This is a genomic window from Streptomyces sp. NPDC028991, from assembly GCF_055564775.1.
In genome coordinates, this window is record NZ_JBVHVP010000002.1 from 197,644 (window position 1) to 221,843 (window position 24,200).

The 24,200-nt window shown below is 71.4% G+C and carries 21 protein-coding genes and 1 riboswitch; of the genes, 9 read left to right on the forward strand and 12 right to left on the reverse strand.

Annotated features, from left to right (window positions below; translation table 11 throughout):
* The first annotated feature begins 17 nt into the window (after positions 1-17).
* Together ACZ4V1_RS04975 and ACZ4V1_RS04980 are read left to right on the forward strand one after the other, a co-directional pair.
* Positions 18-599: a hypothetical protein gene (locus tag ACZ4V1_RS04975; RefSeq protein ID WP_468329476.1), complete on the forward strand. Its 582-nt coding sequence runs from the start codon at positions 18-20 to the stop codon at positions 597-599.
* The gene (locus ACZ4V1_RS04980; protein WP_468329478.1) at positions 596-1,726 is read left to right on the forward strand and encodes a glycosyl hydrolase; all 1,131 of its coding nucleotides are present in this window, start codon (positions 596-598) and stop codon (positions 1,724-1,726) included. Before ACZ4V1_RS04975 ends, ACZ4V1_RS04980 begins: the two co-directional genes overlap by 4 nt.
* Before the next feature lie 56 nt (positions 1,727-1,782).
* On the opposite strand, the gene ACZ4V1_RS04985 is transcribed toward ACZ4V1_RS04980, so the two are convergent.
* From ACZ4V1_RS04985 to ACZ4V1_RS04995, 3 genes are all read right to left on the reverse strand, one after another.
* Entirely contained in the window at positions 1,783-2,538 is a 756-nt protein-coding gene (locus tag ACZ4V1_RS04985) for a polysaccharide deacetylase family protein (RefSeq protein WP_468329480.1), read from the reverse strand.
* 221 nt (positions 2,539-2,759) lie between these two features.
* Entirely contained in the window at positions 2,760-4,235 is a 1,476-nt protein-coding gene (locus ACZ4V1_RS04990) for a glycosyltransferase family 2 protein (protein ID WP_468329483.1), read from the reverse strand.
* A gap of 28 nt (positions 4,236-4,263) precedes the next feature.
* Complete coding sequence (locus ACZ4V1_RS04995; protein ID WP_468329486.1) at positions 4,264-5,349, reverse strand: GNAT family N-acetyltransferase; 1,086 nt, start codon at positions 5,347-5,349, stop codon at positions 4,264-4,266.
* A gap of 274 nt (positions 5,350-5,623) precedes the next feature.
* On the opposite strand from ACZ4V1_RS04995, the gene ACZ4V1_RS05000 reads away from it, so the two are divergent.
* Positions 5,624-6,433, forward strand: a complete 810-nt coding sequence (locus tag ACZ4V1_RS05000) for an HAD family hydrolase (RefSeq protein WP_468329489.1) — start codon at positions 5,624-5,626, stop codon at positions 6,431-6,433.
* Positions 6,434-6,529: 96 nt separating this feature from the next.
* On the opposite strand, the gene ACZ4V1_RS05005 is transcribed toward ACZ4V1_RS05000, so the two are convergent.
* Positions 6,530-7,030, reverse strand: coding sequence for a transglycosylase SLT domain-containing protein (locus ACZ4V1_RS05005; RefSeq protein WP_468329492.1), 501 nt, complete (start codon positions 7,028-7,030; stop codon positions 6,530-6,532).
* 5 nt (positions 7,031-7,035) lie between these two features.
* Positions 7,036-7,203: riboswitch (cyclic di-AMP (ydaO/yuaA leader) on the reverse strand.
* Positions 7,204-7,892: 689 nt separating this feature from the next.
* Between ACZ4V1_RS05005 and ACZ4V1_RS05010 the strand changes: the two genes are divergently transcribed.
* From ACZ4V1_RS05010 to ACZ4V1_RS05025, 4 genes are all read left to right on the forward strand, one after another.
* Positions 7,893-8,903 (forward strand): polyprenyl synthetase family protein, encoded by a 1,011-nt coding sequence (locus ACZ4V1_RS05010; protein WP_468329495.1) that lies wholly within the window; start codon positions 7,893-7,895, stop codon positions 8,901-8,903.
* Positions 8,904-9,140: 237 nt separating this feature from the next.
* Positions 9,141-10,391, forward strand: coding sequence for a LolA family protein (locus tag ACZ4V1_RS05015; RefSeq protein WP_468329498.1), 1,251 nt, complete (start codon positions 9,141-9,143; stop codon positions 10,389-10,391).
* Between the two features lie 124 nt (positions 10,392-10,515).
* Positions 10,516-11,493 (forward strand): ABC transporter ATP-binding protein, encoded by a 978-nt coding sequence (locus ACZ4V1_RS05020; RefSeq protein ID WP_468330902.1) that lies wholly within the window; start codon positions 10,516-10,518, stop codon positions 11,491-11,493.
* Positions 11,480-12,439, forward strand: coding sequence for an ABC transporter permease (locus ACZ4V1_RS05025; protein ID WP_468329501.1), 960 nt, complete (start codon positions 11,480-11,482; stop codon positions 12,437-12,439). Before ACZ4V1_RS05020 ends, ACZ4V1_RS05025 begins: the two co-directional genes overlap by 14 nt.
* On the opposite strand, the gene ACZ4V1_RS05030 is transcribed toward ACZ4V1_RS05025, so the two are convergent.
* Entirely contained in the window at positions 12,429-13,031 is a 603-nt protein-coding gene (locus tag ACZ4V1_RS05030; protein WP_468330905.1) for a flavodoxin family protein, read from the reverse strand. The genes ACZ4V1_RS05025 and ACZ4V1_RS05030 overlap by 11 nt on opposite strands.
* A 562-nt stretch (positions 13,032-13,593) precedes the next feature.
* Here ACZ4V1_RS05030 and ACZ4V1_RS05035 point away from each other — a divergent pair.
* The gene (locus tag ACZ4V1_RS05035; RefSeq protein WP_468329504.1) at positions 13,594-15,117 is read left to right on the forward strand and encodes a tetratricopeptide repeat protein; all 1,524 of its coding nucleotides are present in this window, start codon (positions 13,594-13,596) and stop codon (positions 15,115-15,117) included.
* Between the two features lie 33 nt (positions 15,118-15,150).
* Here the strand turns inward: ACZ4V1_RS05035 and ACZ4V1_RS05040 are convergent, their stop codons facing one another.
* Together ACZ4V1_RS05040 and ACZ4V1_RS05045 are read right to left on the reverse strand one after the other, a co-directional pair.
* The gene (locus tag ACZ4V1_RS05040) at positions 15,151-16,143 is read right to left on the reverse strand and encodes a M28 family metallopeptidase (RefSeq protein ID WP_468329507.1); all 993 of its coding nucleotides are present in this window, start codon (positions 16,141-16,143) and stop codon (positions 15,151-15,153) included.
* A gap of 361 nt (positions 16,144-16,504) precedes the next feature.
* The gene (locus ACZ4V1_RS05045) at positions 16,505-16,975 is read right to left on the reverse strand and encodes a VOC family protein (RefSeq protein ID WP_468329510.1); all 471 of its coding nucleotides are present in this window, start codon (positions 16,973-16,975) and stop codon (positions 16,505-16,507) included.
* A gap of 36 nt (positions 16,976-17,011) precedes the next feature.
* On the opposite strand from ACZ4V1_RS05045, the gene ACZ4V1_RS05050 reads away from it, so the two are divergent.
* On the forward strand, positions 17,012-17,638 hold the full coding sequence (locus tag ACZ4V1_RS05050; protein ID WP_468330908.1) for a CGNR zinc finger domain-containing protein: 627 nt from the start codon (positions 17,012-17,014) through the stop codon (positions 17,636-17,638).
* Positions 17,639-17,667: 29 nt separating this feature from the next.
* Here ACZ4V1_RS05050 and rarD read toward each other — a convergent pair whose 3' ends face one another.
* The 5 genes from rarD to ACZ4V1_RS05075 all read right to left on the reverse strand — a co-directional run bounded on the left by rarD (position 17,668) and on the right by ACZ4V1_RS05075 (position 23,961).
* Positions 17,668-18,714, reverse strand: a complete 1,047-nt coding sequence (rarD, locus tag ACZ4V1_RS05055; protein WP_468329513.1) for an EamA family transporter RarD — start codon at positions 18,712-18,714, stop codon at positions 17,668-17,670.
* A 173-nt stretch (positions 18,715-18,887) separates the two neighbouring features.
* Positions 18,888-19,742: an SDR family oxidoreductase gene (locus ACZ4V1_RS05060; protein ID WP_468329516.1), complete on the reverse strand. Its 855-nt coding sequence runs from the start codon at positions 19,740-19,742 to the stop codon at positions 18,888-18,890.
* Positions 19,743-20,017: 275 nt separating this feature from the next.
* Positions 20,018-21,067, reverse strand: coding sequence for a 2-oxoacid:ferredoxin oxidoreductase subunit beta (locus tag ACZ4V1_RS05065; protein WP_468329519.1), 1,050 nt, complete (start codon positions 21,065-21,067; stop codon positions 20,018-20,020).
* Positions 21,060-22,988 carry a 2-oxoacid:acceptor oxidoreductase subunit alpha gene (locus tag ACZ4V1_RS05070; protein ID WP_468329522.1) on the reverse strand — a complete coding sequence of 643 codons (1,929 nt, stop codon included), beginning with the start codon at positions 22,986-22,988 and terminating at the stop codon, positions 21,060-21,062. The genes ACZ4V1_RS05065 and ACZ4V1_RS05070 overlap by 8 nt, the downstream gene beginning before the upstream one ends.
* A gap of 313 nt (positions 22,989-23,301) precedes the next feature.
* A complete protein-coding gene (locus ACZ4V1_RS05075) occupies positions 23,302-23,961 on the reverse strand; it encodes a response regulator transcription factor (protein WP_426599929.1) in 660 nt (219 codons plus the stop codon).
* Between the last annotated feature and the right edge of the window lie 239 nt (positions 23,962-24,200).

Consider the following 24,200-nt stretch of genomic DNA (forward strand, 5'->3'; position numbering starts at 1 on the left):
GGGGAGCGAGGCAGGCCATGACACCGCAGGACCCCATGACACCGCAGGACCCCATGACACCGCAGGACCCCATGTCACCGCGGGCCGCCATGTCACCGCAGGGTCCCGCGCCACCGCAGGGTCCCACGACACCGCCGGACGCCATGACACCGCAGGACCTCGTGATCCGTATGCTGCCCCCATTCGCCGGCTGGCTGGCGCTCGCCGCGCTCGCACTGCCCGGCGGCTCCCCCTTGCGCGGCGCGGCGGTCGCCGCGTTCCTGGCCGTCGGCCCGGGCGCCGCCCTCGTCGGGATCTGCGGCCCCGCGCTGCGGGCCCGCCGTGCCGAAGGCCCCGTCGAGCGCCGGTACGCGGACTTCGAACGCCACTCCGACCTGCTGGAACGGCTGATGCTGGCCGTCCTGCTGAGCGTGGGCGCCGCGATGCTCGTCGCCACCGTGCTGATAGCCGCGCAGGCCTTCAGCGGGGACCGCGTCCTGCTGACGCTCACCCTGCTGACCACGCTCGCCGCGTTCTGCCCGCGCCTGCGTGCCTCCCCGACGACGTCCAGCGCGGCGCCGGGGACGGCGCCGAGGACACGGAAGGGTTCCACTCTGTGAGGTTCCCCCGTCCCGCTCGCCGTACGACCGGAGACTCGACGACGACCGGACAGCACCGCAGGCCCAAGGCCCCCGAGGGCCCGGGCCGGCGTCGGCTGCTGATCACGTCCGTCACGGCCACCTGCGCGGTCCTGGTCGCGTTGCTCGCCCTGCGCGACGCCTCCGGCCCCGCAGACCCGGCCGACGACGGGAGGTGCCGCCCGACCGAGCTCCTCGAGCCGCCCTGCGGCGCCTGGTTCGGCGCCTTCGTGCCGCACGACAAGTCCGACCTGGCCGAGAAGGTGCACGCCTACGAGAAGAACGTCGGCCGCAGGCTCGACATCGTGTACACGTACCACGACATGTCGGCGGTCACGGACACCCGCCTGGAGGGCCAGCTCCTCACCGAGCAGGAACAGCGCGTCGGTGAGGACCGCATGCTGCTGCTGTCCTGGGAGAGCAAGTGGTGGGGCGGCACGAAGCAGCAGCAGCCCACCTGGAGGCAGATCGCCGCCGGCGACCTGGACGACTCCGTGATCGACGTCCAGGCCCAGCGCATCAAGGAGTACGGGGAGCGTACGGGCAAGAAGGTGTTCCTCTCCTTCGACCTGGAGATGGACACCCGCACCCCGGACAACGGCACTCCGGCCGACTACGTGCGGGCCTACCGGCACATCCACGACCGGTTTCGCGAGCTGGGCGTCGACAACGTCGTGTGGACCTGGATCATCACCGGCTACCTGAACCACGCCGACCTGTTCAAGGGCATGTATCCGGGGGACGAGTACGTCGACTGGATCGGTTACAACCAGTACAACTACTACCTCTGCCACAAGACGGACTGGCTCAGCTTCTCCCAGACCCAGCACGCCACCCACGACTGGATCCGCGCCAACCTCTCCGACGACAAGCCCCTGATGCTCTCCGAGTTCGGCAGCGCCTCCGACCCGAAGCGGCCGGACCGGCAGGCCGACTGGTACGCGCAGGTGCCCCGGGTGCTGAAGGAACTGGAGGGCGTCAGGGCAGCCCTCCAGTGGAACTACCGAGACCCGGGACCGCACTGCAACCTGGCCGTGGCCAATGACCGGGCGTGGGCCAGCCTGCGCAAGGTGGCCGCCGACCCCCACCTCAACCAGCCGCTCGAGTGACGGAACCCACCCCGCTGACCGCCCGGCGGACTCGGGCCCTGGGCCGGGCACGTTGACTATCCGGCGAACTCGGGACCCCGGACCATGGCCCGCCCCCGCCGGTACCACCGCCACGCGACCGTCTGCGGCTCGTCCCGGTAGGGGGCGATCCGGGCGCCCGCCCCTGCCAGCCACCCCTCGACGTCGGCGACCGTGTGGCTCCGCCGCACGATGAGCCGGGCGATGCGGTACCGCTCGTCGCGGTCCGAGCTGAGCGCGTGCCGCACGGCGGTCGCCGTCTCGTACCCGGCGCGGGCCGAGAACGACCGTACCTTCGCGCTGTTGTAGCCGTGCGGGTAGGCGAGGTGGCGGACCGGGTGCCCGAGGGCGTCCTCCAGTACGGCCTTGGACGTGCGCAGCTCGTACGCCAGCCCTTTGGCGGGCAGCGTGTCGAGCTGGGCGTGGGTGACGGTGTGGCTGCCGATCTCCATGCCGGAACGTTCCAGCTCCGCCGCCGCGTCCAGGGTCATCATCGGGGCCGGGGGCAGCAGACTGCGACCGCCCGGGGTGATGGCCCCGGTGGTGAGATAGGCGGTGGCGGGCAGAGCACGCTCGGCCAGCGCCTCGGCCGTGGGACCGGGCAGGTCGGCGAAGCCGTCGTCGAAGGTGAGCAGCACCGGCCGAGGCGGCAGGGGCGCCCGCCCGGTGAGGTGGTCGGCGAGCACGCTGATCGTGACCGGCGTCATGCCGCTGTCCACGATCGCGTCCAGGTGGGAGGCGAACTCCTTGGGCGTGACGGTGAACTCGGCGATCCAGGAGGGCGGATCGTCCATCACGGCGTGGTAGAGGAAGACCGGTATGTGCCCGCCGGATCCGCCCGTTCCGCTCGCCCCATTCGACTCGTTCGCCCTGGTCCCGCTGGTCCCGCTGGCCCCGCTGGTCCCGCTGGTCCCGCTGGTCCCGCTGGTCCCCCTCGGTCGGGGCGCCCCGCTCGGTCCGTCTGCCGCGGGGACGTCGTCCCGCGCCCCCGCCGCTCCCGGGGCCCCGGCCTCGCTCATCGCGCCTCCAGCCCGACCGTACGCAGGGCGCGGCGGGCCCGCAGATAGCCGACGGGGCCGTACAGCATGCCCCGGCGCTGCAACCGGGACAGACGCCGTGGCCATGGATGGGTGCGGGAGTCGTGCCCGCCCGGAACCTCCGCCGCCGTGTCCGCACCGGCGTCGGCGGCGCGTACGGCGGTCAGGCCCCGTGCGTGCGCGAGCCCGCCCGGCACCCGCGCGAGGAAGGCCGGCAGCAGCGCCGGCCGGTTCACCAGGATCGCCGTGAGATACGCGGTGAGGCCCGCGCCGTAGCCGTACGCCTGGGTCTCCAGGTCACGCCAGGTCTCCCGGTGGTGGTGCCAGACCAGCGCGCGCGGGGTGTAACGCAGCCGCTGGCCCAGGGCGAGGACGCGGACGAAGCCGTAGAGGTCGTCGCCGCCCCGCGCGCGTGTGCCCGCGCCGGTCGCCGGGTCGAAGCCGCCGACCGACCGCAGCACCGACGTACGGAAGGCCATGTTGGCGCCGGAGCCGAACCGGCCCGCGGTGAACGGGAACAGCGGCTCGTCGGCGGGCGGGCGCTCGGGGTCGTACGTCCGCGGGGTGAACCCCTTCGCGAAGCCGCCGTGGCTCTCCAGGAGCACCTGGGCGGGAGTGCGCAGCCGCGCGGGCAGGATCAGCCCCGTGGCGCAGCCCAGGCGCGGATCGGCGGCGAAGGGGACGGTCAGCTCGGTGAGCCAGCTCGGGTCGGCGACCACGTCGTCGTCGGTGAAGGCGACCACCTCGCCCCGTACGGCCGCGAGGCCCCGGTTGTGGGCGATGGCGAGTCCGGGCACCGGCTCGCACACGTAGCGCACCCGCTCGCCGTATTTGCGCTCGACGAGTTCGCGGGTCTCCTCGGTCGTGGGCGCGTTGTCGACGACGACGATCTCGTAGTCCGGGTGGTCCTGCGCGAGCAGTGAGTCCAGCGCGCGGGCGAGCTGGTCCGCGCGTTCCCGGGTGGCGACCACGACACTGGCGGACGGCGGCGGCCCGGGCAACGGCTCGGGCGGCTCCCCGTGCGGCAGCTCCCGGGCGAGTCCGGTCAGCACCTTTGCGGGATCCGCTCCTTCGGGCACCTGCCCGAGCAGGGTGCCGACGGGCACCCCCGCCCGCCTGACCAGGAGGAAAACCGCGCCGGACGTCACCGGCGCGCTGCCCGGCCCGGGTCTCAGCTCCGCCCGTTCGGTGCTGTCACCCCCATCGCCCCGCTGGGTGCCGTCACCCTCATTGCCCTGCTGGGTGCCGTCGGCTCCCTCGGCTCCCTCGGCCCTCGCGCCCCGCTCGGTGCCGTCGGCCCCCGTGCCCCGTTCGGCGTCATCGCCCCGCTCGGTGGTGTCAGCCGCCGCGCTCTCGCCGCCGAGATCCAGCTCGGCGACCTGCACCGGCCCGATGCTCAGGAACCCCTCTATCGCCCGCCGTGTCTCCTGCCGCGCACGCCGCACACCGGCCATGCGCCCACCCCCTCGTGGTTGCCCTCCGTCATGACCGGCGCAGCCGGGCCGCGCCCCTCAGCGTCCGTACCGCCAGCGACGCCAGCCGGGGCCGGTCGCGCACGAAGCCGTGCGCGCGGCGGGCCGGCTCGCGGCCGAGCCAGTGCAGCGCGGCGCCCGCCCCCACCCGCGTCACCGCCCCCTCGTACACGGACAGGTCTCCGGTCTTCAGCGAGTCCTTGTACTCCGCGGGACCCCGCCCCATGTCGAGCATGCCGATGCCCGCGGCGGCGGCGGCCTCGGCCATCCGCAGATGCAGCACCAGCCCCGGCGAGTACTTGGCGAAGTCCGGGTCGTACGCCGGGAACCAGCACGCCAGGACCGTCGCCGAGCGCAGTCCGAAGTGGGCGGCGACCGGGCGGCCTGCGGCGTAGAGCACGGACAGGGTGCCGGTGCACTCAGGCGCCCGGGTCCTGGCGAGCCGTCCGACGAGCCGGGTGATCCACTCCTGCGCGAACCGGTCCCGGCGTCCCGTCCTGCGGTACTGCGCCGACTTCCACTCCATGAGCGTGCGCAGCGCGGCCGGGTCACGTTCGTCGAACACGAAGCGCACGTCCCCGACCTGACGGCCGAGCCTGCGCTCCTTGGCGAGGGTGGTCTTCAGGAACTTCGGCGACCGGTCGCGCAGTACGCTCTCGTACGCCTCGTAACCCTGCTCCACGTCGATGACGTAGGTGGTGTGCTCCTCGGCGGCGTGCGGCACGAACAGCCCCTGCTCCGCCTCGAGGTTGTCGAAGGCGAAGCTCGACAGGGAACAGGCCCGCAGCAGTTCCCGGGTGTCCGGGATGAGGCCCGGGCGCAGCACCGCGCCCTGGCAGTCCGAGACGCCGAGCCCGATCGCCCGGCCCTGACCCAGCCGTCCCCGCTCGTGCGGCAGGAAACCGGCCGCATCACCGCCGTCGTACACCACCGCCACCCGCGCCCGCGGCCGTACCCGGCCCACGACGTCGGTGAACTCCGGTTCCATGAACGGATTGCGTGGTGCCGTCGATTTGGCGCGCAGCTCGCGCCAGTGCTCCCGTTCCCCCTCGCCCAGTTCCTCCGGCCTGAGCACGCGCACACGTCCGCTGTTCAACCCGACCCCCCGATCAAGTCCCCCTGGACAGAAGGACGGTACCCCCGGGGACGGTTCGGCCGGTAGGTAGCGGACCATGTTGTTGCCAACCGGTGCACAGGCCCTTAACCGGCTTTAGCCGATGAAGCCGGTGATGTGCCAGGTTTCGGACACGAACGTGCGTCCTCGTGCGCACTCGTGCCGTACTCGTGCGGACTCGTGCCGACCTCGCGCGTCCTCGTTCGGAAGCGATCGCGGGTGAGTCGGACAGGTGCGGTGTCCGTATTCTCTGATCATGGACCGCACCGCGTATTCACTCGTCGCCACCGACCTCGACGGCACGCTGCTCCGCGGCGACGACACCGTGTCCGACCGGTCACTGGCCGCGCTGACGCGGGTGGCCGAGGCCGGTGCGCGGCATCTGGTGGTGACCGGGCGGCCGGCGCCCCGGGTGCGGTCCCTGCTCGACCGCCTCGGCTGCACGGGGCTCGCGGTGTGCGGCCAGGGCGCGCAGGTGTACGACGCCGGCGCACACCGGATGCTGTGGTCGGTCACCCTGGAACGGGAGCTGGCCGAGACCGCGCTCGGCAAGATCGAGGCCGAGGTGGGGCAGGTGCACGCCGCGGTCGACCAAGACGGCGTCGACGGCCTGACGCTCATCGAACCGGGCTACCTGATGCCCCACCCGACGCTGCCCGCGGTGCGGGTCGAGCGGCGCGACGAGCTGTGGAGCGCGCCGATCAGCAAGGTGCTGCTGCGCCACCCCGACCTGACCGACGACGAGTTGGCGGCGACGGCACGCGCGGTGGTGGGCTCCCTCGCCACGGTCACCATGTCGGGGCCGGGGACGGTGGAGCTCCAGCCGTGCGGCATCACCAAGGCGACCGGCCTCGCGATGGCCGCCGAGCGCCTGGGGCTGGGCCGGCGGCGGACGATCGCCTTCGGCGACATGCCGAACGACATCCCCATGTTCGACTGGGCGGCGCACGGCGTCGCCATGGCCGGCGCCCACCCCGAACTCAAGGCGGTGGCCGACGAGGTCACCACGACGAACGAGGACGACGGCGTGGCCGTCGTCCTCGAGCGGATCTTCGGAACCTCTTAGTACGCCTCGGCGCGGCTCAGTACGCCTCGGCGCAGCTCAGTGCGGTGCGGCGCAGTTCGGTGCGGCTCCGCGCAGCCCGGTGCGGTTCCGCGCGGATCAGTACGCGCCGAAGACGTTGTCCATCGAGCCGTACCGGTCGGCCGCGTAGTTGCAGGCGGCGGTGATGTTGGCGACCGGGTCGTACGGGTCCCAGGAGGTGCCGGGCACGTGGTACGCCTGGAAGGTCGGGTCGATCACCTGGAGCAGGCCCTTGGACGGGGTGCCGTTGATGGCGTTGATGTCCCAGTTGTTGATGGCGAGCGGGTTGCCGGACGACTCCCGCATGATGTTGCGGTGAATGCCCTCGTACGACCCGGGGATGCCGTGCTGCGCCATGACGTCGAGCGACTCCCGGATCCAGCCGTCGAGGTTGTCCGGGTACGTCGTCGCCGCCGTGGTGGCGGACGCGGCGGAGGTGGTGGCGGCCGGGGTGGCCGCGGAGGCGCTGGTGGCGCCGATGAGCGGCAGGGCGAGCACTGCGGCGCCGGTGCCGGCCACCGCGAGCTTCCGGGCGAGGCGGGCGGTGCGGGCGTGACGGTTCTGACCGTTGGCAGACATGCTTGAGTCCCTCTCCTTACGCCTGCGAGGTGAGCTGTCGGGTTCGGGCGGGGAGGTGCCCGGCCGGGCCCTGACGGGCACGGCTTCACCCCAAGCCGCTCCGGTGGTGACCGGTGCGGCGACTTACCTGGGTCCCCCGCTCCTGCCTGCGAGTTTGTTGGCGGATGACTGTGTGACCGGGCGGTGGCAGGATTCGGCGTCCGCCCGACAGGCCGGGAACGTATGCGAGAGCAGATGTCCGAAACAAGTGCAGGAATCACCCAACAGTCCTGTTGACCTTGGTCTGGGGTGTTTGAGGCGCTTGATCCTTTGCGGCTGCCAAGGCTCAACTGGCTTGCGGCGCAAAGGGAGGGCACAGCCGGCGGCGGGGTTGCCTACAGGTGTGCGGGAGTGAGCCAACTCACTGGCCTCAACAAGGATGGCAAATCGGGCATTCAGGCCAACAGGGAGCCAATCGGCCGTAGGCCGGGAGGGCTTCGGATGCCGGCCGGCGGCCGGATGGGCTCGCCGTCGTGCGCGCCCCGTCTCTCGCCTCGCCCTGAGCGGTGTTTCGGCGCGCCGTGCGGGCATCCGTTCGAGGTGAGGGTGGAGTGCGCCGAGTGGGTGACGTATTCGCAGTGCGGGCCGTTGGGGGGAGTGATGTGATCTTCCGTGGCGGGTTCCGGCCCTGGCGATGTCGATCAATGTCTGCTCATATCACCTGATCAAAAACATACTGTGCATGATCTGATACCGACCGGCCTGTAACGGTGGGCGCTCGCGGTGATCGAAAGGTGACCGGATACGCTGACTTGAGTGGTGGCAGCGACCTATCGACAAACCAGGTAATCGCCAGTAGACACCAGCAGACAGGAGACCCCTCGTGACCGTCGTCGGGCCGTTCGGGCTGAGCGTGCGGGACCAGGCTCTGGAAGCCGATGTCCAGGCCGGATTGGTTGCTGTCGAGGAAGGGTTGCTTGAGGCAACCAAGAGCGAGGTTCCGTTCATCACGGAGGCCGCCCAGCACCTGGTGCGAGCCGGCGGCAAACGTTTCCGGCCACTGCTGGTGATGCTCTCCGCCCAGTTCGGCGACCCCTACGCCCCCGGGATCGTGCCCTCGGCCGTCGTCGTGGAGCTGACCCACCTCGCCACCCTCTATCACGACGACGTGATGGACGAGGCCGCCGTGCGGCGTGGCGTATCCAGTGCCAACACCCGCTGGGGAAACTCGGTCGCCGTCCTCACCGGCGACTTCCTGTTCGCCCGCGCCTCGCAGATCCTCGCCGACCTCGGGCCCGAGGCGGTCCGCGTGCAGGCCCTGGCGTTCGAGCGGCTCGTCACCGGCCAGATCCTGGAGACGGCGGGGCCCCAGGACGGCCGGGACCCGGTCGACCACTACCTGGACGTGCTGGGCGGCAAGACGGGCTCGCTGGTGGCGGTCTCCTGCCGGTTCGGGGCGATGATGTCCGGCGCCGACGAGACGGTCGTGGACGTGCTGACCCAGTACGGCGAGCGGCTCGGTGTCGCCTTCCAGCTCGCGGACGACGTCCTGGACATCGCCTCCGACTCCCACGAGTCGGGGAAGACGCCCGGGACCGACCTGCGCGAGGGAATCCCGACCCTCCCGGTGCTGCGGCTCCGGGAGCGGGCGGCGCGGCTCGGGCTCGCCGAGGACATCGCGCTGTGCGAGCTGCTGGACTCCGACCTGAGCGACGACGCGCGGCACGCGGAGGCGCTGCGGCTGCTGCGCGCCCACCCCGCGCTGGAGCAGGCGCGGCAGGACACCATCCGGTACGCCAAGGACGCCCGGGCGGCGCTGGCCCCGCTCAGGGAGTGCGAGGCGAAGGCCGCGCTGGTGGAGCTGTGCGACGCCGTGGTGCACCGGGCCGGCTGAACGCCCGGCCGCGTACCCCGCCCCCTACGGGCCGGGGGAGTCGCGGCCCCTCCGTGTCATCCCGCAGGAGTAGGCGGAGTTGAGCCCGCGGTCTGACGATTCCCCTTGGCCGATTTGGTCAGATGGACACCACGGAAGACACCAATCCTCACCGATTCGGGTGAGAATGGCGGCTCACGGGTGAACGAGTGCGAGGCCGTGGGACAGCCGCCGCCGACGACGGAGGTAGGGCACACAATGGCACCGATCGATTCCGACGACAGCACGACCGCCGGTGAGGGCGAGGACCTGCGGTCCGGACGGCGCAGGGCCGCGCGGTACGTCGTCCCGGTCGCGGTGATGGGAGTGGCGGCCGCGACGATCGGCCTCGTCCCCGCCCTCGCCGACTCCGGGGACCCGGACCTTCCGAAGGTCACGGCGGAACAACTCATCGAGAAGATCGCGAAGTCGGACGTCGAGCAGCTGTCCGGCACGGTCAAGATCAGCACGGACCTGGGCCTGCCGGACCTCGGCGGTCTGGAGAGCGGCATGATGTCCGGTATAACCGGCGCGCCGGGCGGTTCGGGCGGAGACGAGGGCGGCTCGGCCGCCGACCCGTCGGCCAAGCTCACCGAGCTGGTCTCCGGCACCCACACGCTCCGGGTCGCCGCAGACGGCCCCGACCGGCAGAAGCTGTCCCTGCTGGAGAACGCCGCAGAGTACAGCCTCATCCACGACGGCAAGGACGTCTGGGGCTACGACAGCGAGTCCAACGAGGTGTACCACACCACCACGTCCGGCGCCGCCGAGCAGCCGGAGAAGGAGGTGCCGGCCACTCCGAAGGACTTCGCCGACCAGGCACTCAAGGCGGTCGACGACACCACGTCCGTGACCGTCGACGGCACCGCTCAGGTGGCCGGCCGGGACGCCTACCGACTGGTGATCAAGCCGAAGCAGGAAGGTTCCACGGTCGGCGCCATCAGCGTCGCGGTGGACGCGAAGACCGGCATGCCGCTGAAGTTCACGCTGACCCCGGCGAGCGGCGGCGCCGCCGTCGTGGACGCGGGCTTCACCAAGGTCAGCTTCGCGAAGCCGGACGCGTCGACGTTCGACTTCACCCCGCCCAAGGGCGCGAAGGTCACCGAGGCCGACGAGACGGCCGAGGCGCCGGAGCACGGCCGGGAGGCCGGGGGCGACCTCGCGCAGGAGATGGACGGCCTGAAGGGGACGGACGGCCTGAAGGGGACGGACGGCCCGAAGGTAATCGGCGAGGGATGGAACTCGATCGCCACCTTCGACACCGGCGGCCAGGGCCTGCCCACGGCCTCCGCGGGCGGCGACCTCGGTGGTTTCCTCGGCTCCTTCGGCGACCAGGTCAAGGGCGATTTCGGCTCCGGCACGGTCTTCAAGACCCGCCTGGTCAACGCCCTGATCACGGACGACGGCAAGGTCTACGCCGGTGCGGTCACCAAGGACGCGCTGGTGAAGGCGGCCGACGCCGCCCAGTAGGCGTCGGACGGGAGCCGTTGTCCGTACGGAGCCGTTGTCAGCTCGGACCAGTGACGACGAAGTGGACGAAGTAACGAAGTAACGAAGTGACGAAGTGAGGGAGCCGGTGGCCGAGACGTCCGCCATGGAAGCGAGGGAAGCGGAGGGCCCGGACCGGGGGAGCGGCGCGGACGACGCCGTCATCTCGACCCGGGCGCTCACCAAGCGCTACCGCGGCGGGCAGCTCGCCGTCGACGGTCTGGACCTGACCGTCCCGGCGGGCAGTGTCTTCGGCTTCCTCGGTCCCAACGGCTCCGGCAAGACCACCACCATCCGCATGCTGATGGGCCTGATCGAGCCGACCTCCGGCACCGCGCGCGTGCTGGGCCGGCCCATGCCGCGCACCGCCCGCACCGTGCTGCCCCAGGTCGGCGCCCTCATCGAGGGCCCCGCCCTGTACGGCTTCCTCTCCGGCCGCGACAACCTGCTGCGCTACGACGCCGCCGACCCGGCCGCCGACCCGCGCACCCGGCGCCGACGCGTCGCGGCGGCGCTGGACCGGGTGGGCCTCGCGGCCGCCGCCGGCAAGAAGGCGAAGGCGTACTCGCTCGGCATGAAGCAGCGACTCGGACTCGCGGCGGCGCTGCTCCAGCCGCGCCGCCTGCTCGTCCTGGACGAGCCGACCAACGGACTCGACCCCCAGGGCATGCGCGAGATCCGCGCGCTCGTTCGCGAACTGGCCTCCGACGGCACGACCGTCTTTCTCTCCTCCCACCTGCTGGACGAGATCGAGCAGGTGTGTACGCATGCCGCCGTGATGGCCCAGGGGCGGTTGATCACCCAGGGCGCGGTCGCCGACCTGGCGGCCGGGGCGCGTGGCCGGCTGGTGGTGACCACGCCGGACACGGGAGAGGCGGCCCGGGTGCTGAAGGAGCACGGCGCCGGGGACGTGGCCGTCGCCGAGGACCGGTTGACGGCGGAACCACCGGACGGTGACCTCGCCGACCTGAACGCCGCCCTGGTCGCGGCCGGTGTCCGGGTCCGCGGCTTCGGAGTGGAACGCGCCTCCCTGGAGGACGCGTTCGTGGCGCTGACCGGGGAGGGCTTCGATGTCGCGGGCTGAGCGTTCGCGGACTGAGGTGACGGGGGCCGGGGTGCCGAGCGCCGGGGTGCCGAGCGCGCTGCGCGTCCCGAGCCCGTTGTGGTCGTTCGGACTGTTCCGCAGTGAACTGCTGATCACCTTCCGACGCTGGCGCACTCTCGCCCTCCTGGGCGTGCTGGCCGCCGTGCCGGTCCTGGTGGGGATCGCCGTGAAGATCGAGACGAGCGACGAGGCGTCGTTCGGCGGTGGGGGCGGTGGGGGCGGTGGGGGCGGTGGCGGCGGTGGGGGCGGCGAGGGTCCGGCGTTCATCTCGCAGATCAGCAACAACGGCCTGTTCCTGGTCTTCACCGCGCTCGCCGCGACCCTCCCGTTCTTCCTGCCGATGGCCGTCGGCGTCGTCGCGGGCGACGCGATCGCGGGCGAGGCGAGCGCGGGCACCCTGCGCTACCTCCTGGTCGCCCCGGCCGGCCGCACGCGTCTGCTCCTCACCAAGTACGCCACAGTGATCGCGTTCTGCGTCGCCGCCACCTTGGTGGTCGCGGTCTCGGCGCTCGCCGTCGGAGCGGTGTTGTTCCCGGTCGGCGAACTGACCACCATCTCCGGCACCCGGATCAGCTACGCCGAGGGATTGGGCCGGGCCCTGCTGATCGCCTTGGTCGTGGCCGCCTCACTCGTCGGCGTGGCGGCCCTCGGCCTCTTCGTCTCGACGCTGACCGGCAGCGGTATCGCGGCCATGGCGGCCACGGTCGGGCTGCTGATCACCGTCCAGATCCTCGACCAGATCCCGCAGCTCGACGTGCTCCAGCCGTACTTCTTCTCGCACTACTGGCTGTCCTTCGCCGACCTGATGCGCGAACCGGTCTACTGGGACGACCTGGTGAAGAACCTCGGCCTCCAGGCCCTCTACGCGGCGGTGTTCGGCTCGGCGGCCTGGGCGCGGTTCACTGCGAAGGACATCACCTCGTAGCCAGGGCCTCCGTCTCCTCGTACGGGAAGCGGGCGAGCGGTGCCTCCCGAGTGAAGAAGGTCTTGGCCCGGGTCAGCGCCTCGGTGTCCTTCAGGACGTCGCCGGGCTTGCTGCCGTTGCCGAGCAGTACGCCACCGAAACGCATGCCCATGTAGGCCGCGGAGTTGCTCAGGCTGCCGATCAGCGGGTCGGCGACCTCCTGCTCCTGGTGCGCGAGCGCGGTGACGCCCCACAGGGTGCGACCGGCCAGGGTCGCCTTGAAATCGACGCCGGGGGTGCGCAGCCAGCCGGACCAGTAGTCGAGGTAGCGCTTGACCGGGGCGGACAGCGAGTACCAGTACAGCGGCGAGGCGATCACGATGTCCGTGGCGGCGAGGGTGGCGTCGAGCAGCAGGGCCCTGCTGCCCTCCGTCGGCCGGACGTGATCGCTGTCGTGCCGCAGATCCTCGAACTCGGGTAGCGGATGCTCGGTCAGGTCGATCCACCGCTGCTCGGTGTCCGCGGGCAGTTGCTCGGCGGCACGGCGGGCGAGCAATTCGGTGTTGCCGCCGGGGCGGCTGCTGCCCAGCAGGAAGAGGAAGTGGCGGTTCATGAGGTCCCCCCGAGTGGTTGGCATGCGCGTAATACCAGCACGTACATTATATGCGTACGCAAGTACTTGTCCATCGGGTGGGCTCAGCGCATCCGCCCGGTGAGGCGGGCCAGGGAGTCGGCGCCCCGGGGTGGCTGTCCGTCCGTCTCGCCGAGGCGCCAGGCGGGGACCCACGGAAGGCGGTGGACGTCCGCCACCGCTTCGAGCAGCTGGCGTCGGGGCGGGCGGCTCCGGTACGGCCGCCGGCCCGCGTATCCAGATTTCCGGCCCCGGTCGCATGCCTGCCCCCCTGCCCGGCCCCCTCTCGCGTCACGCCCCCGTGTGCCCGCCCTCGTGCGCTCGTCCCCGTGTGCTCGCCCTCGTACGCTCGCCCCCGTGTGCTCGTCCCGCTCGAGCCCGCCGGTACGGGGGTGACCTCCTGGAACGAGCCTGTGACAACCCGGTGACGTGAGAATCGCGAGCGAGCGGAGAGACTCGACATCAGGTGTACGACAGGCATGACAGGCTCTGGACGGCAGGGAAGCGGAATCGCCGACGGAAGCCGCCGATGAGTGGGGGAACGATGTCTCGACTCGGCCGCGACAAGCAGCGGGGCCACGAGGGCGCCGAGGGCTCGCGCGCTCCTGCGGCGACGCCGATCGACGTTCGCGTGCCGATGGCCGGTTCCGGCGCACGCAGCGCTTCGGTCGACGGCTCGCCGGTCGTCGCGGCCCCCGGCGAGGAGATCCAGAACGCCGTCCTGAACCGCCTCCATCGCCTCGCCCTCGCCGTCGGCCACCCCGTCCTCGCCACCATTCACGACGAGCGCATCGGCTACTCCGTCCCGCTCCTCGTCGACCCGGACGGCTCCAGCCGGCTCGCCGCCGAACCGGCGCCGACGGCTCCCGGGGAACCGGACGTACAGCGGGACCGGCACAGTCACGTCCTGCGGCCGGTGGAGCCCGGGGAGCCGGTGTGGGACAGCGCCCCGACGTTCCCCCTCCCGAACGTGTCCGAGTCACAGCCGGTGCCGCCCGGCGAGTCCGCGCCGACGTTCACGCTGCGCGCCCTGCCGGAACCGGCCGGGGGCACGGCGCCCGGTACGGTGGCGCCGCCGACGGGGGAATTCGGGCCGCCGCCCCGGATGGACGGTGCTTCCGCGACCGGGGCCTTCGAAGGCGCGGCACCGCAGCCCGTGCCCGGACCGGTCACCGGGGCCGGGTCCGTGTATGCGACTGAGGGCGAGCCGGAGCGGGTCCGTCGTCGTGAGCCGGTCCGTGGCCCTGGCCATGATTCTGGTCCTGGTCCTGGTCATGGTCATGGTTCCGGTCCGGTCCCTGGTCCTGGTCCCGTTCGGGTTCCTGGTCCGGGTCTGCTCCGTGGTCCTGAACCGATCGACGGCCCGATCGACGGTCCGATCGACGGCTCGATCGACGGCCGCCAGTCGATCGCCGCCTCCCAGTCGATCGCCGTCCCCCAGCCGGTCGCGGCTCCGAAGCCGGCCTCCGCCCCCGAGCCGGTTGCCGATCTCGCCCGCGCCCTCGCCCCCGGCCCCGACCCCAAGCCCACCCCCGCACGCGGCTTCGACGCCGTGGCCGAGGCCGTGCTCGGGGACGAACCGCTCACCGCTCCCGGCGACGCCACCGCCCCCGCGCTCCTCGCAGAGCCGACGGCCCGTATCAACGAGGCCGTCAAGGAGGGGCGTACGGAGACGGCCGCGCGACTGGCCGAGCAGAGCGTGACCGAAGCCTCGGGAACGCTGGGGCCGGAGCACCCCGAGGTACTCCGGCTCCGTGAACTCACCGCCTACATCGCCTACTTGTCGGGCGACCCGGACCACGCCCTCCGCCTCTCCCTGGACCTGGCCCGGATACACCGCCGTGCGGGCGACGCGGAGGCCGCGTACGGCAACGTCCAGAGCGCGGCCACCGCCTGGCGCGCCGTACGCGACCCGGCACGGGGCCTGGAGCTGGGGCATGAGCTGGTCGGTCTGTGGAGCGAGCTCGCCGCCGAGGAAGGTCCGGCCGCGGAGGACGCCGAGCAACTGGAGTCCGCCCGCAACCGCATGGGCCGCCTCACCGAACGCGCCCGCGCCCAGGCCGGCTGACCGGGCAGCCTTTGAGGAGGTGGGGTGTCGGTCCTACTGCGACAGTTCCCACATCGCGTACGCGACGGCGTCGCTGTTGCGGTTCAGGGCCGTGTCGTTGATGTTGGCGGTGGTGTCGCAGGACGAGTGGTAGCAGCGGTCGAACGGCTGGCCCACGGTGCCGCCCCACTTGGCCGCCTGAGCGGACGTCTTCCGGTAGCCGGCGCCGGTGAAGAGGCCGCCGACGGGGACGCCCGCGTTCTTGAAGGGCGCGTGGTCGGAGCGGCCGTCGCCCTCGGTCTCGATCTCCGTGGAGACGCCGAGGCCGGCGAAGTAGTCGCGGAAGGTCTTCTCGATGGTGGGATCGTCGTCGTAGACGAAGTAGCCGGGGTTGGGCGAGCCGATCATGTCGAAGTTCAGGTAGCCGCTGATCTTCGCGCGGCCGGTGGAGCCGAGGCTGTTGACGTAGTAGCGGGAGCCGACCAGACCCAGCTCCTCGGCTCCCCACCAGGCGAAGCGCAGGTGCTTGGTGGGCTGGAGGCCGGACCGGGCGACGGCGAGTGCGGTCTCCAGGACGGCCGCCGAGCCGGAGCCGTTGTCGTTGATGCCGGGGCCGGAGGCAACACTGTCCAAGTGTGACCCGGCCATGACAACCTGATCCGTGTCACCGCCGGGCCAGTCGGCTATCAGGTTGTAGCCGGTGCGGCCGGATGCGGTGAAGCGCTGGACGGTGGTGGTGAACCCGGCCGCGTCCAGCTTGGCTTTCACGTAGTTGAGTGAGGCCTGGTAGCCGGGGCGGCCGTGGGCGCGGTTGCCGCCGTTCGCCGTGGCGATCGACTGGAACTGCGCCAGGTGGGCCTTCACGTTGGCTATCGGTATGTCGGGCGCGGCGACGGCCGCGGGTTCGGCGCCGGGTGCGGGTGCGGGTGTGGGTGTGGTTGCGGCGCCGGCCTCGGGCGCCGCGCCGGCCATCGATCCGCCGGTGATCAGCGTGGCGACCGCGACGGCACCGGCCGCCAGCGCGCGCCCGGAATGGAGGAGCTTCATGTGGGGGGCTCCGGATTCCTAGGGAGACCCTGGGGAGGGGACTCCGCAGTGAATGGGGTGCCTGGATGGTGTGGCCGATGCTGACCAACCGTCAAGACCGGTATTCGGCCACGGTGTCGCGTATATCGGAAGCCCTTGGTGGCACGCCCGGCCCTTGGGAGCCTTTGGTGGCGCGCCCGGCCCTTGGGAGCCTTTGGTGGCGCGCCCGGCCCTTGAGGGCCTTTGGTGGCGCGCCCGGCCCTTGGGGGCTTCCGGTGGCGCGCCGGCCCTTGGGAGCCCCTGGTGGTCCCCGGGCCCTGGGGGCCCTGTCCCTGAACTCTGACCCTTCGCGCCCCGGCGGCCGGGGCGCGAAGGCCGCGCCCTAGTGAACGCAGAACTCGTTCCCCTCCGGATCCGCCATCACCACCCACTCCCCGCCCGGCTCCTTCACCTGCCGCAGGACGCTCGCTCCCAACGCCTCCAGCCGGGCGACCTCCTCCTCGCGCCGCCCCTCGCCCGGGTGCAGATCGAGGTGGAGGCGGTTCTTGCCGGACTTGGCCTCCGGTACGCGCTGGAACAGCAGCCGCCGCCCCAGTCCGGTGCCGCTCTCCTCCTGGTAAGGGTCGTCGGGATGCCGTACGGCGGCCAGGTCCCGCCAGGCGCGGCGGCCGTGGGACTCGACGGTCAGCTCGGCCGGCACGGCCCCGAAGTCCAGCAGCTTCTCGATGAGCGCGCTGTTGTCCTCCACCTCGTAATGGAGGGCGGCGGCCCAGAAGTCCGCCTGCGCGTGCGGAGTGGCGGCGTCGATGACGAGCTTGAAGTGCAGAGGCGTCGGCGCAGAAGTCGATGTCATGTAACCAGTTATAGTGGTTACATGAGTGAGCGGGCAATGGAATCACCGAAGCCGTCCCCCGGTCCACCTGATCTCCCCGGGCTGACGCTGCTGTCGTACGAGGGCAAGCCGTACCGCTTCGACCCGGGTGCGCTCTGTCTCGAACTGCTGACGACGGGCGGGCCGGGCGCCTACGCGCGCTGGGAGGTGCTGCACGAGCCCGCCGACCTGGCCGCCTGGGCCAACCGCAGCAGACTGGCGGACGGTCTGGAACTGGTCGTCGACCAGACCGATGTGGAGCGGGCCCGGGTCCTGCGCGACGCCCTCTTGCTGCTCACCGCGGACCGCGCGCACGGACGCCCGCTCCGGGCCGGCCACCTGGACGCCGTCAACGCCGCCGCGGCCGAGCCTCCGCTCGTCGCCCGCGTCGAGGCGGACGGCACTCGCGGCTGGGCTCCGGGTGCCACGGGCGCCGGTCTGTTGTCGACGGTCGCGCGCGATGCGATCGACCTGTTCACCGGCCCGTACGCCGACCGCATCCGGGAATGCGGTGCTCACGACTGCCGTCTGCTCTTCGTCGACACCTCACGCCCCGGCCGCCGCCGCTGGTGCGCGATGGAGCACTGCGGCAACCGGGAGAAGGCGCGGGCGCACCGAGCGCGGCGGGCGCCCGGGGAGGGGTGACGAAGGGCAGCGGCAGGACGACCGGGCCGTTACGGCTTCCCTGTCGCCGGGTCGAACTGCTCCGACCCGGCGGAACCGGGGGCCGGCGCCCCGGAGGCCACGATTCCCGACTCCCGCACGGCGCTCCCCTTGACCGGCGTCACGCCGTCGCCCGTCCGGTCCAGTTGTGCCCTGAGGGTCCGGGCGGTCCGGTGGGCGGTGCGCAGGGCGTCCCAGGTGAGCAGGGTGAGCGCCAGCCACACCAGCCCGAAGCCGGCCCACCGCTCGGGCGGCATGGCCTCGCCGAAGTAGAGGACGCCGAGCAGGAACTGGAAGACCGGGGCCAGGTACTGCAGCAGCCCCAGCGTGGACAGCGGCACGCGGATCGCCGCCGCCCCGAAGCAGACCAGGGGGATGGCGGTGACCACGCCGGTCGCGGCGAGCAGCGCCACATGGCCCCCGCCCTCGGTGGCGAAGGTGGAGTCGCCCTGTGCGCCCAGCCACAGCAGGTAGCCGAGCGCGGGCAGGAACTGGACCGCGGTCTCGGCGGCCAGCGACTCGACGCCGCCGAGGTTGACCTTCTTCTTGACCAGGCCGTACGTGGCGAAGGAGAAGGCGAGGCAGAGGGAGATCCACGGCGGTTGGCCGTAGCCGATGGCGAGGACGAGCACGGCCGCGAAACCGGTCCCGACCGCCGCCCACTGGGCGGGCCGCAGCCGTTCCTTCAGCAGCAGCACACCCATCGCGATGGTGACCAGCGGGTTGATGAAGTAGCCGAGCGAGGCCTCGACGACATGGCCGCTGTTCACGGACCAGATGTAGACGCCCCAGTTGACGGTGATGACCGCGGCGGCCACGGCGACCAGGGCGAGCCTGCGCGGCTGCCGCAGCAGCTCGCCGGCCCAGGCCCAGCGCCGTACGAAGAGCAGGGCGACGGCGACGAAGGCGAGGGACCACACCATCCGGTGGGCGAGGATCTCCCCGGCTCCGGCGGGCTTGAGCAGCGGCCAGAACAGTGGGACGAGGCCCCACATCCCGTACGCCGCGAAGCCGTTCAGCAGGCCTATTCGCTGCTCACTCCTGGACGACCCGGCCACGGGCACCTCCTTCTCGCACTCGGCATGCCGGGACGGATGCATGCCAGGACGAAGGTAGCGCCGCAAACGGCCGCCTGTCATGCCCGTATCGGCATACGGTCATGACAGGCGGGGGGCGGGGCCGGGGGGGGGCGGGTGCTGTGGAAGCTCGCGATCCGGGCCGGCGGTGGAGGTCAGCTCTTGAGCGCGGCGGCGACGGCCTCGGCGAGCGGCGTGGTCGGGCGGCCGGTCAGCCGGGACAGGTCACCGGTGGAGACCACCAGCTCGCCCTTTTCGATGGCGGCGTCCACGCCTGCCAGGACGTCCGCCAGCGGCCCGGGGACCCCGGCACCGGTGAGGATGCCGGCGTACGCCTCGATGGAGACGGGGTTGTAGACGATCTCCTCGCCGGTCTGCCGGCTCAGCTCGGCGGCGTACTCCGCGAAGCTCCACGCCTCGTCGCCGCCCAGCTCGTACGCGTTGTTCTCGTGGCCCTCACCGGTCAGTACGGCGACGGCCGCGGCCGCGTAGTCGGCGCGGGACGCGGAGGAGACGCGTCCCGCTCCCGCCGCCTGCACGACGGCGCCGTGCTCCAGGACGGGGGCGAGCTGCTCGGTGTAGTTCTCGTGGTACCAGCCGTTGCGCAGCAGCACGTACGGCACGCCCGAAGCGACCAGCACGTCCTCGGTGGCGCGGTGGTCGTCGGCGAGCGCGGCCGTGAGGCTCCTGGGGGCGCTGGTGTAGGCGAGCAGGGCGACGCCGGCCTTCTTGGCCGCGTCGATGACGACCGTGTGCTGCCGGACGCGGCCCTTGTCGAACTCGTTGCCGGAGACCAGCAGCAACCGGTCGCCGGCCGCGAACAGGCCGTCGAAGGTCCCGGGGTCGTTGTAGTCGGCGACCGCGAGCCGTACGCCGCGGGCGGCGAGGTCGGCGGCCCTGTCACGGTCGCGGACGACCGCGGTGACCTGGTCGGCCGGCACCTTTTCCAGCAGCTGCCGCACGACGTGGCGGCCGAGGTGTCCGGTTGCTCCGGTGACGACGATGCTCATGGCTTCAGTGCTCCTTGTGGGGGTGCGATGCCGCTAACCCTAAGCGCTGCGCTAACTGCTGGATAGTGCCCACTTTGAAGTTAGGTACTAACATGTAAGTAAGTGATGTCGGCGAAGTAGTGATGTGCGTAGGTGAGTGGCACCTGGAGGGGGCCCAGCGGGGGGATCAGGCGCGAAAGGCATACGAAGGGGCCCGGACGTTTCCGTCCGGGCCCCTTCGTATGCGTATGCCCTGAACCGCTGACGGTCCCAGCTGACGGTCCCAGCTGACGGTCTCAGCCGACGACCGTCCAGGTGTCGCCGCCTGCGAGGAGGGCGGTGAGGTCGCCCTTGCCGTGTTGTTCGACGGCGGTGTCGAGCTGGTCGGCCATGAGGGTGTCGTAGACGGGCCGGTCGACGGAGCGCAGGACGCCGATCGGGGTGTGGTGCAGAGTGTCGGGGTCGGCGAGCCGGGACAGGGCGAAGGCGGTGGTCGGGGACGCGGCGTGGGCGTCGTGGACCAGGACGTCCGCCTCGTTGTCCGCGGTGACGGTGACGACCTTCAGGTCACCGGTCTGCGGGTCGCGTACGACGCCCTTCGTGCCGTCGGTGCCGAAGCGGATCGGCTGTCCGTGCTCGAGGCGGATCACCGCCTCCTCGGCCTGCTGCTTGTCCTTGAGGGCGTCGAAGGCCCCGTCGTTGAAGATGTTGCAGTTCTGGTAGATCTCGATCAGGGCCGTGCCCGGGTGGTCGGCGGCCTGGCGCAGGACCTCGGTGAGGTGCTTGCGGTCCGAGTCGACGGTCCGGGCGACGAATGACGCCTCCGCGCCGATGGCCAGGGAGACCGGGTTGAAGGGCGCGTCCAGGGAACCCATCGGGGTGGATTTGGTGATCTTCCCGACCTCGGAGGTGGGGGAGTACTGGCCCTTGGTCAGGCCGTAGATCCGGTTGTTGAACAGGAGGATCTTGAGGTTGACGTTGCGGCGCAGGGCGTGGATGAGGTGGTTGCCGCCGATGGAGAGCGCGTCGCCGTCGCCGGTGACGACCCAGACGGACAGGTCGCGACGGGAGGTGGCCAGCCCGGTGGCGATGGCGGGGGCGCGGCCGTGGATGGAGTGCATCCCGTACGTGTTCATGTAGTACGGGAAACGGGAGGAGCAGCCGATGCCGGAGACGAAGACGATGTTCTCCTTCGCCAGGCCGAGCTGGGGCATGAAGCCCTGCACGGCGGCGAGGACGGCGTAGTCGCCGCAGCCGGGGCACCAGCGCACTTCCTGATCGGACTTGAAGTCCTTCATGGACTGTTTGCCCTCGGCCCGGGGGACCAGCTTGAGTGCCTCAGCCATTGATGGCCTCCTTCAGGACCGTGGCGAGCTGTTCCGCCTTGAACGGCATGCCGTTGACCTGGTTGTACGACTGCGCGTCGATCAGGTACTTCGCCCGGACGAGAGTGGCGAGCTGGCCGAGGTTCATCTCGGGGATCACCACCTTGTCGTAGCGCTGGAGAACCGCTCCGAGGTTGTGCGGGAACGGGTTGAGGTGGCGCAGGTGCGCCTGGGCGATGGCCTGGTCGGCGCCGCGCAGCCGGCGCACGGCGGCGGTGATCGGCCCGTAGGTCGAGCCCCAGCCCAGTACCAGGGTCCTCGCTCCGTCCGGGTCGTCGACGTCCAGGTCGGGGACGTCGATGCCGTCGACCTTGGCCTGGCGGGTGCGGACCATGAAGTCGTGGTTGGCCGGGTCGTAGGAGATGTTCCCGGTGCCGTCCTGCTTCTCGATGCCGCCGATCCGGTGTTCCAGCCCCGGGGTGCCTGGCACCGCCCAGGGCCGGGCGAGGGTGTGCGGGTCGCGCTTGTAGGGCCAGAACGCCTCGGTGCCGTCGTCCAGGGTGTGGTTGGGGCCCTGCGCGAACCGCACCGCGAGGTCGGGCAGCTCGTCCGGCTCCGGGATCCGCCACGGCTCACTGCCGTTGGCCAGGTAGCCGTCCGAGAGCAGGAAGACCGGGGTGCGGTAGGTCAGTGCGATCCGCGCCGCCTCCAGCGCGGCGTCGAAGCAGTCCCCCGGGGTGCGGGGGGCGACGACCGGGACCGGCGCCTCGCCGTTGCGCCCGTACATCGCCTGCAGCAGGTCCGCCTGCTCCGTCTTGGTCGGCAGACCGGTGGACGGCCCGCCGCGCTGGATGTCCACCACCAGCAGCGGCAGTTCCAGGGAGACCGCGAGCCCGATGGTCTCGCTCTTGAGCGCCACGCCCGGGCCACTCGTCGTCGTCACGGCCAGCGAGCCGCCGAACGCCGCCCCCAGCGCCGCCCCGATCCCGGCGATCTCGTCCTCGGCCTGGAAGCTCCGCACACCGAAGTTCTTGTGCTTGCTCAGTTCGTGCAGGATGTCCGAGGCCGGCGTGATCGGGTAGGAGCCCAGGAAGAGCGGCAGATCGGCCTGGCGCGAGGCGGCGATCAGGCCGTAGGCCAGTGCCAGGTTCCCGGAGATGTTGCGGTACACGCCCGGCGGGAACGCCTTCGCCGCCGGGGCGACCTCGTAGGAGACCGCGAAGTCCTCCGTCGTCTCCCCGAAATTCCAGCCCGCCCGGTAGGCCGCGATGTTCGCCGCCGCGATGTCGGGCTTCTTGGCGAACTTCGACCGCAGAAACTTCTCGGTGCCCTCGGTCGGCCGGTGGTACATCCAGCTCAGCAGCCCGAGCGCGAACATGTTCTTGCTGCGCTCGGCCTCCTTGCGGGTCAGGTCGAACTCCTTGAGCGCCTCCACGGTCAGCGTGGTCAGCGGCACCGGATGCAGGTGGTAACCGTCGAGCGAACCGTCCTCGAGCGGCGACGTGCCGTAGCCGACCTTCTGCATCGCCCGCTTGGTGAACTCGTCCGTGTTGACGATGATCTCGGCGCCACGCGGCAGATCGTCGATGTTCGCCTTCAGGGCGGCCGGATTCATCGCGACCAGCACGTCGGGGGCGTCACCCGGGGTGAGGATGTCGTGGTCGGCGAAGTGCAGCTGGAAAGACGAGACGCCCGGCAGAGTACCGGCAGGCGCCCGGATCTCGGCCGGGAAGTTCGGCAGCGTCGACAGGTCGTTGCCGAACGACGCGGTCTCCGAGGTGAAACGGTCGCCGGTGAGCTGCATCCCGTCACCCGAGTCCCCCGCGAACCTGATGATCACCCGGTCCAGCCGGCGGACGTCCTTCGCCCCGACCGGTTTGCGCTGCTCTCCCACGACGGTTCCGTCGGCCTGCTCCGCTGGGCTGCTGACCTGGCTGGTCACTGAACTGGACCTCCCTCGAGGCGGCTGTCCGGGGACCGGTCTCCCACCGACCGCCCCAGGATCAACCCTACGTCCGCAAGGGTTGACTTCCGGTGGACATTCGCATGATGGACACGACCTCGAGATGGCCCGCCGCTCCGGGATCTCACGATTCCCCACCCCCTGGCTCTCGGGACACTCGTGGAGACGCACCCCGCTCGTGCGTCGGTTCTCATTCGTTCGGAAGAGCACCCGGGCCACCGGGCCACCCGGGCCACCCGGGCCACCGGGCCGGTCGGCCGGTCGGCCGGTTCCGGTGGGTGGGCCGCCGAGGTCAGGAATTGAGATACGTCAGCACCGCGAGCACCCGCCGGTGATCACCGTCGCTCGGAGACAGGCCCAGCTTCATGAAGATGTTGCTGACGTGTTTCTCGACGGCCCCGTCGCTCACCACGAGCTGTCGGGCGATCGCCGAGTTCGTCCGGCCCTCGGCCATCAGCCCCAGCACCTCACGCTCCCGTGGGGTGAGCCCCGCCAGCACGTCCTGCTTGCGGCTGCGCCCGAGCAACTGCGCGACCACCTCCGGGTCCAGCGCCGTACCGCCCTGCGCCACGCGTACCACCGCGTCCACGAACTCCCGTACCTCGGCCACCCGGTCCTTCAGCAGATAACCGACACCGCGGCTGGAACCCGCCAGCAGCTCCGTCGCGTACCGCTCCTCCACGTACTGGGACAGCACCAGTACGCCGAGACCGGGGTGCGCCTTGCGCAACTGCACCGAGGCGCGCACGCCCTCGTCGGTGTGCGTCGGCGGCATCCGCACGTCCGCCACCACGACGTCCGGCAGCTCACCCTGCGCGTCCAGCTCGGTGATGGTCTTGATCAGTGCCTCACCGTCGCCTACACCGGCCACGACGTCGTGCCCGCGGTCGGTCAGCAACCGGGTCAGCCCCTCTCGGAGCAGCACTGAATCCTCGGCGATGACCACCCGCACCCTGTCCTCCACGATCTTCGGCCCCCCACCGCCCGTCCACCCCACGGCCCGCGCGGCCCATGCCGCGTCCACGAACCGTCCGTGCGACGGGTCCAGCATTCCAGCATCGGAGGCCGGATGCGCTCGGACAATGGGAAGAGCAGGGGAAAAGCGGGGTGTCAGTCCGGGTCCGGCTGCTCGGTGGCCGGTTCTCGATCACGCCGGCGACCTCTGGGCGAGGCGGCCATGAGGCGGCCTGG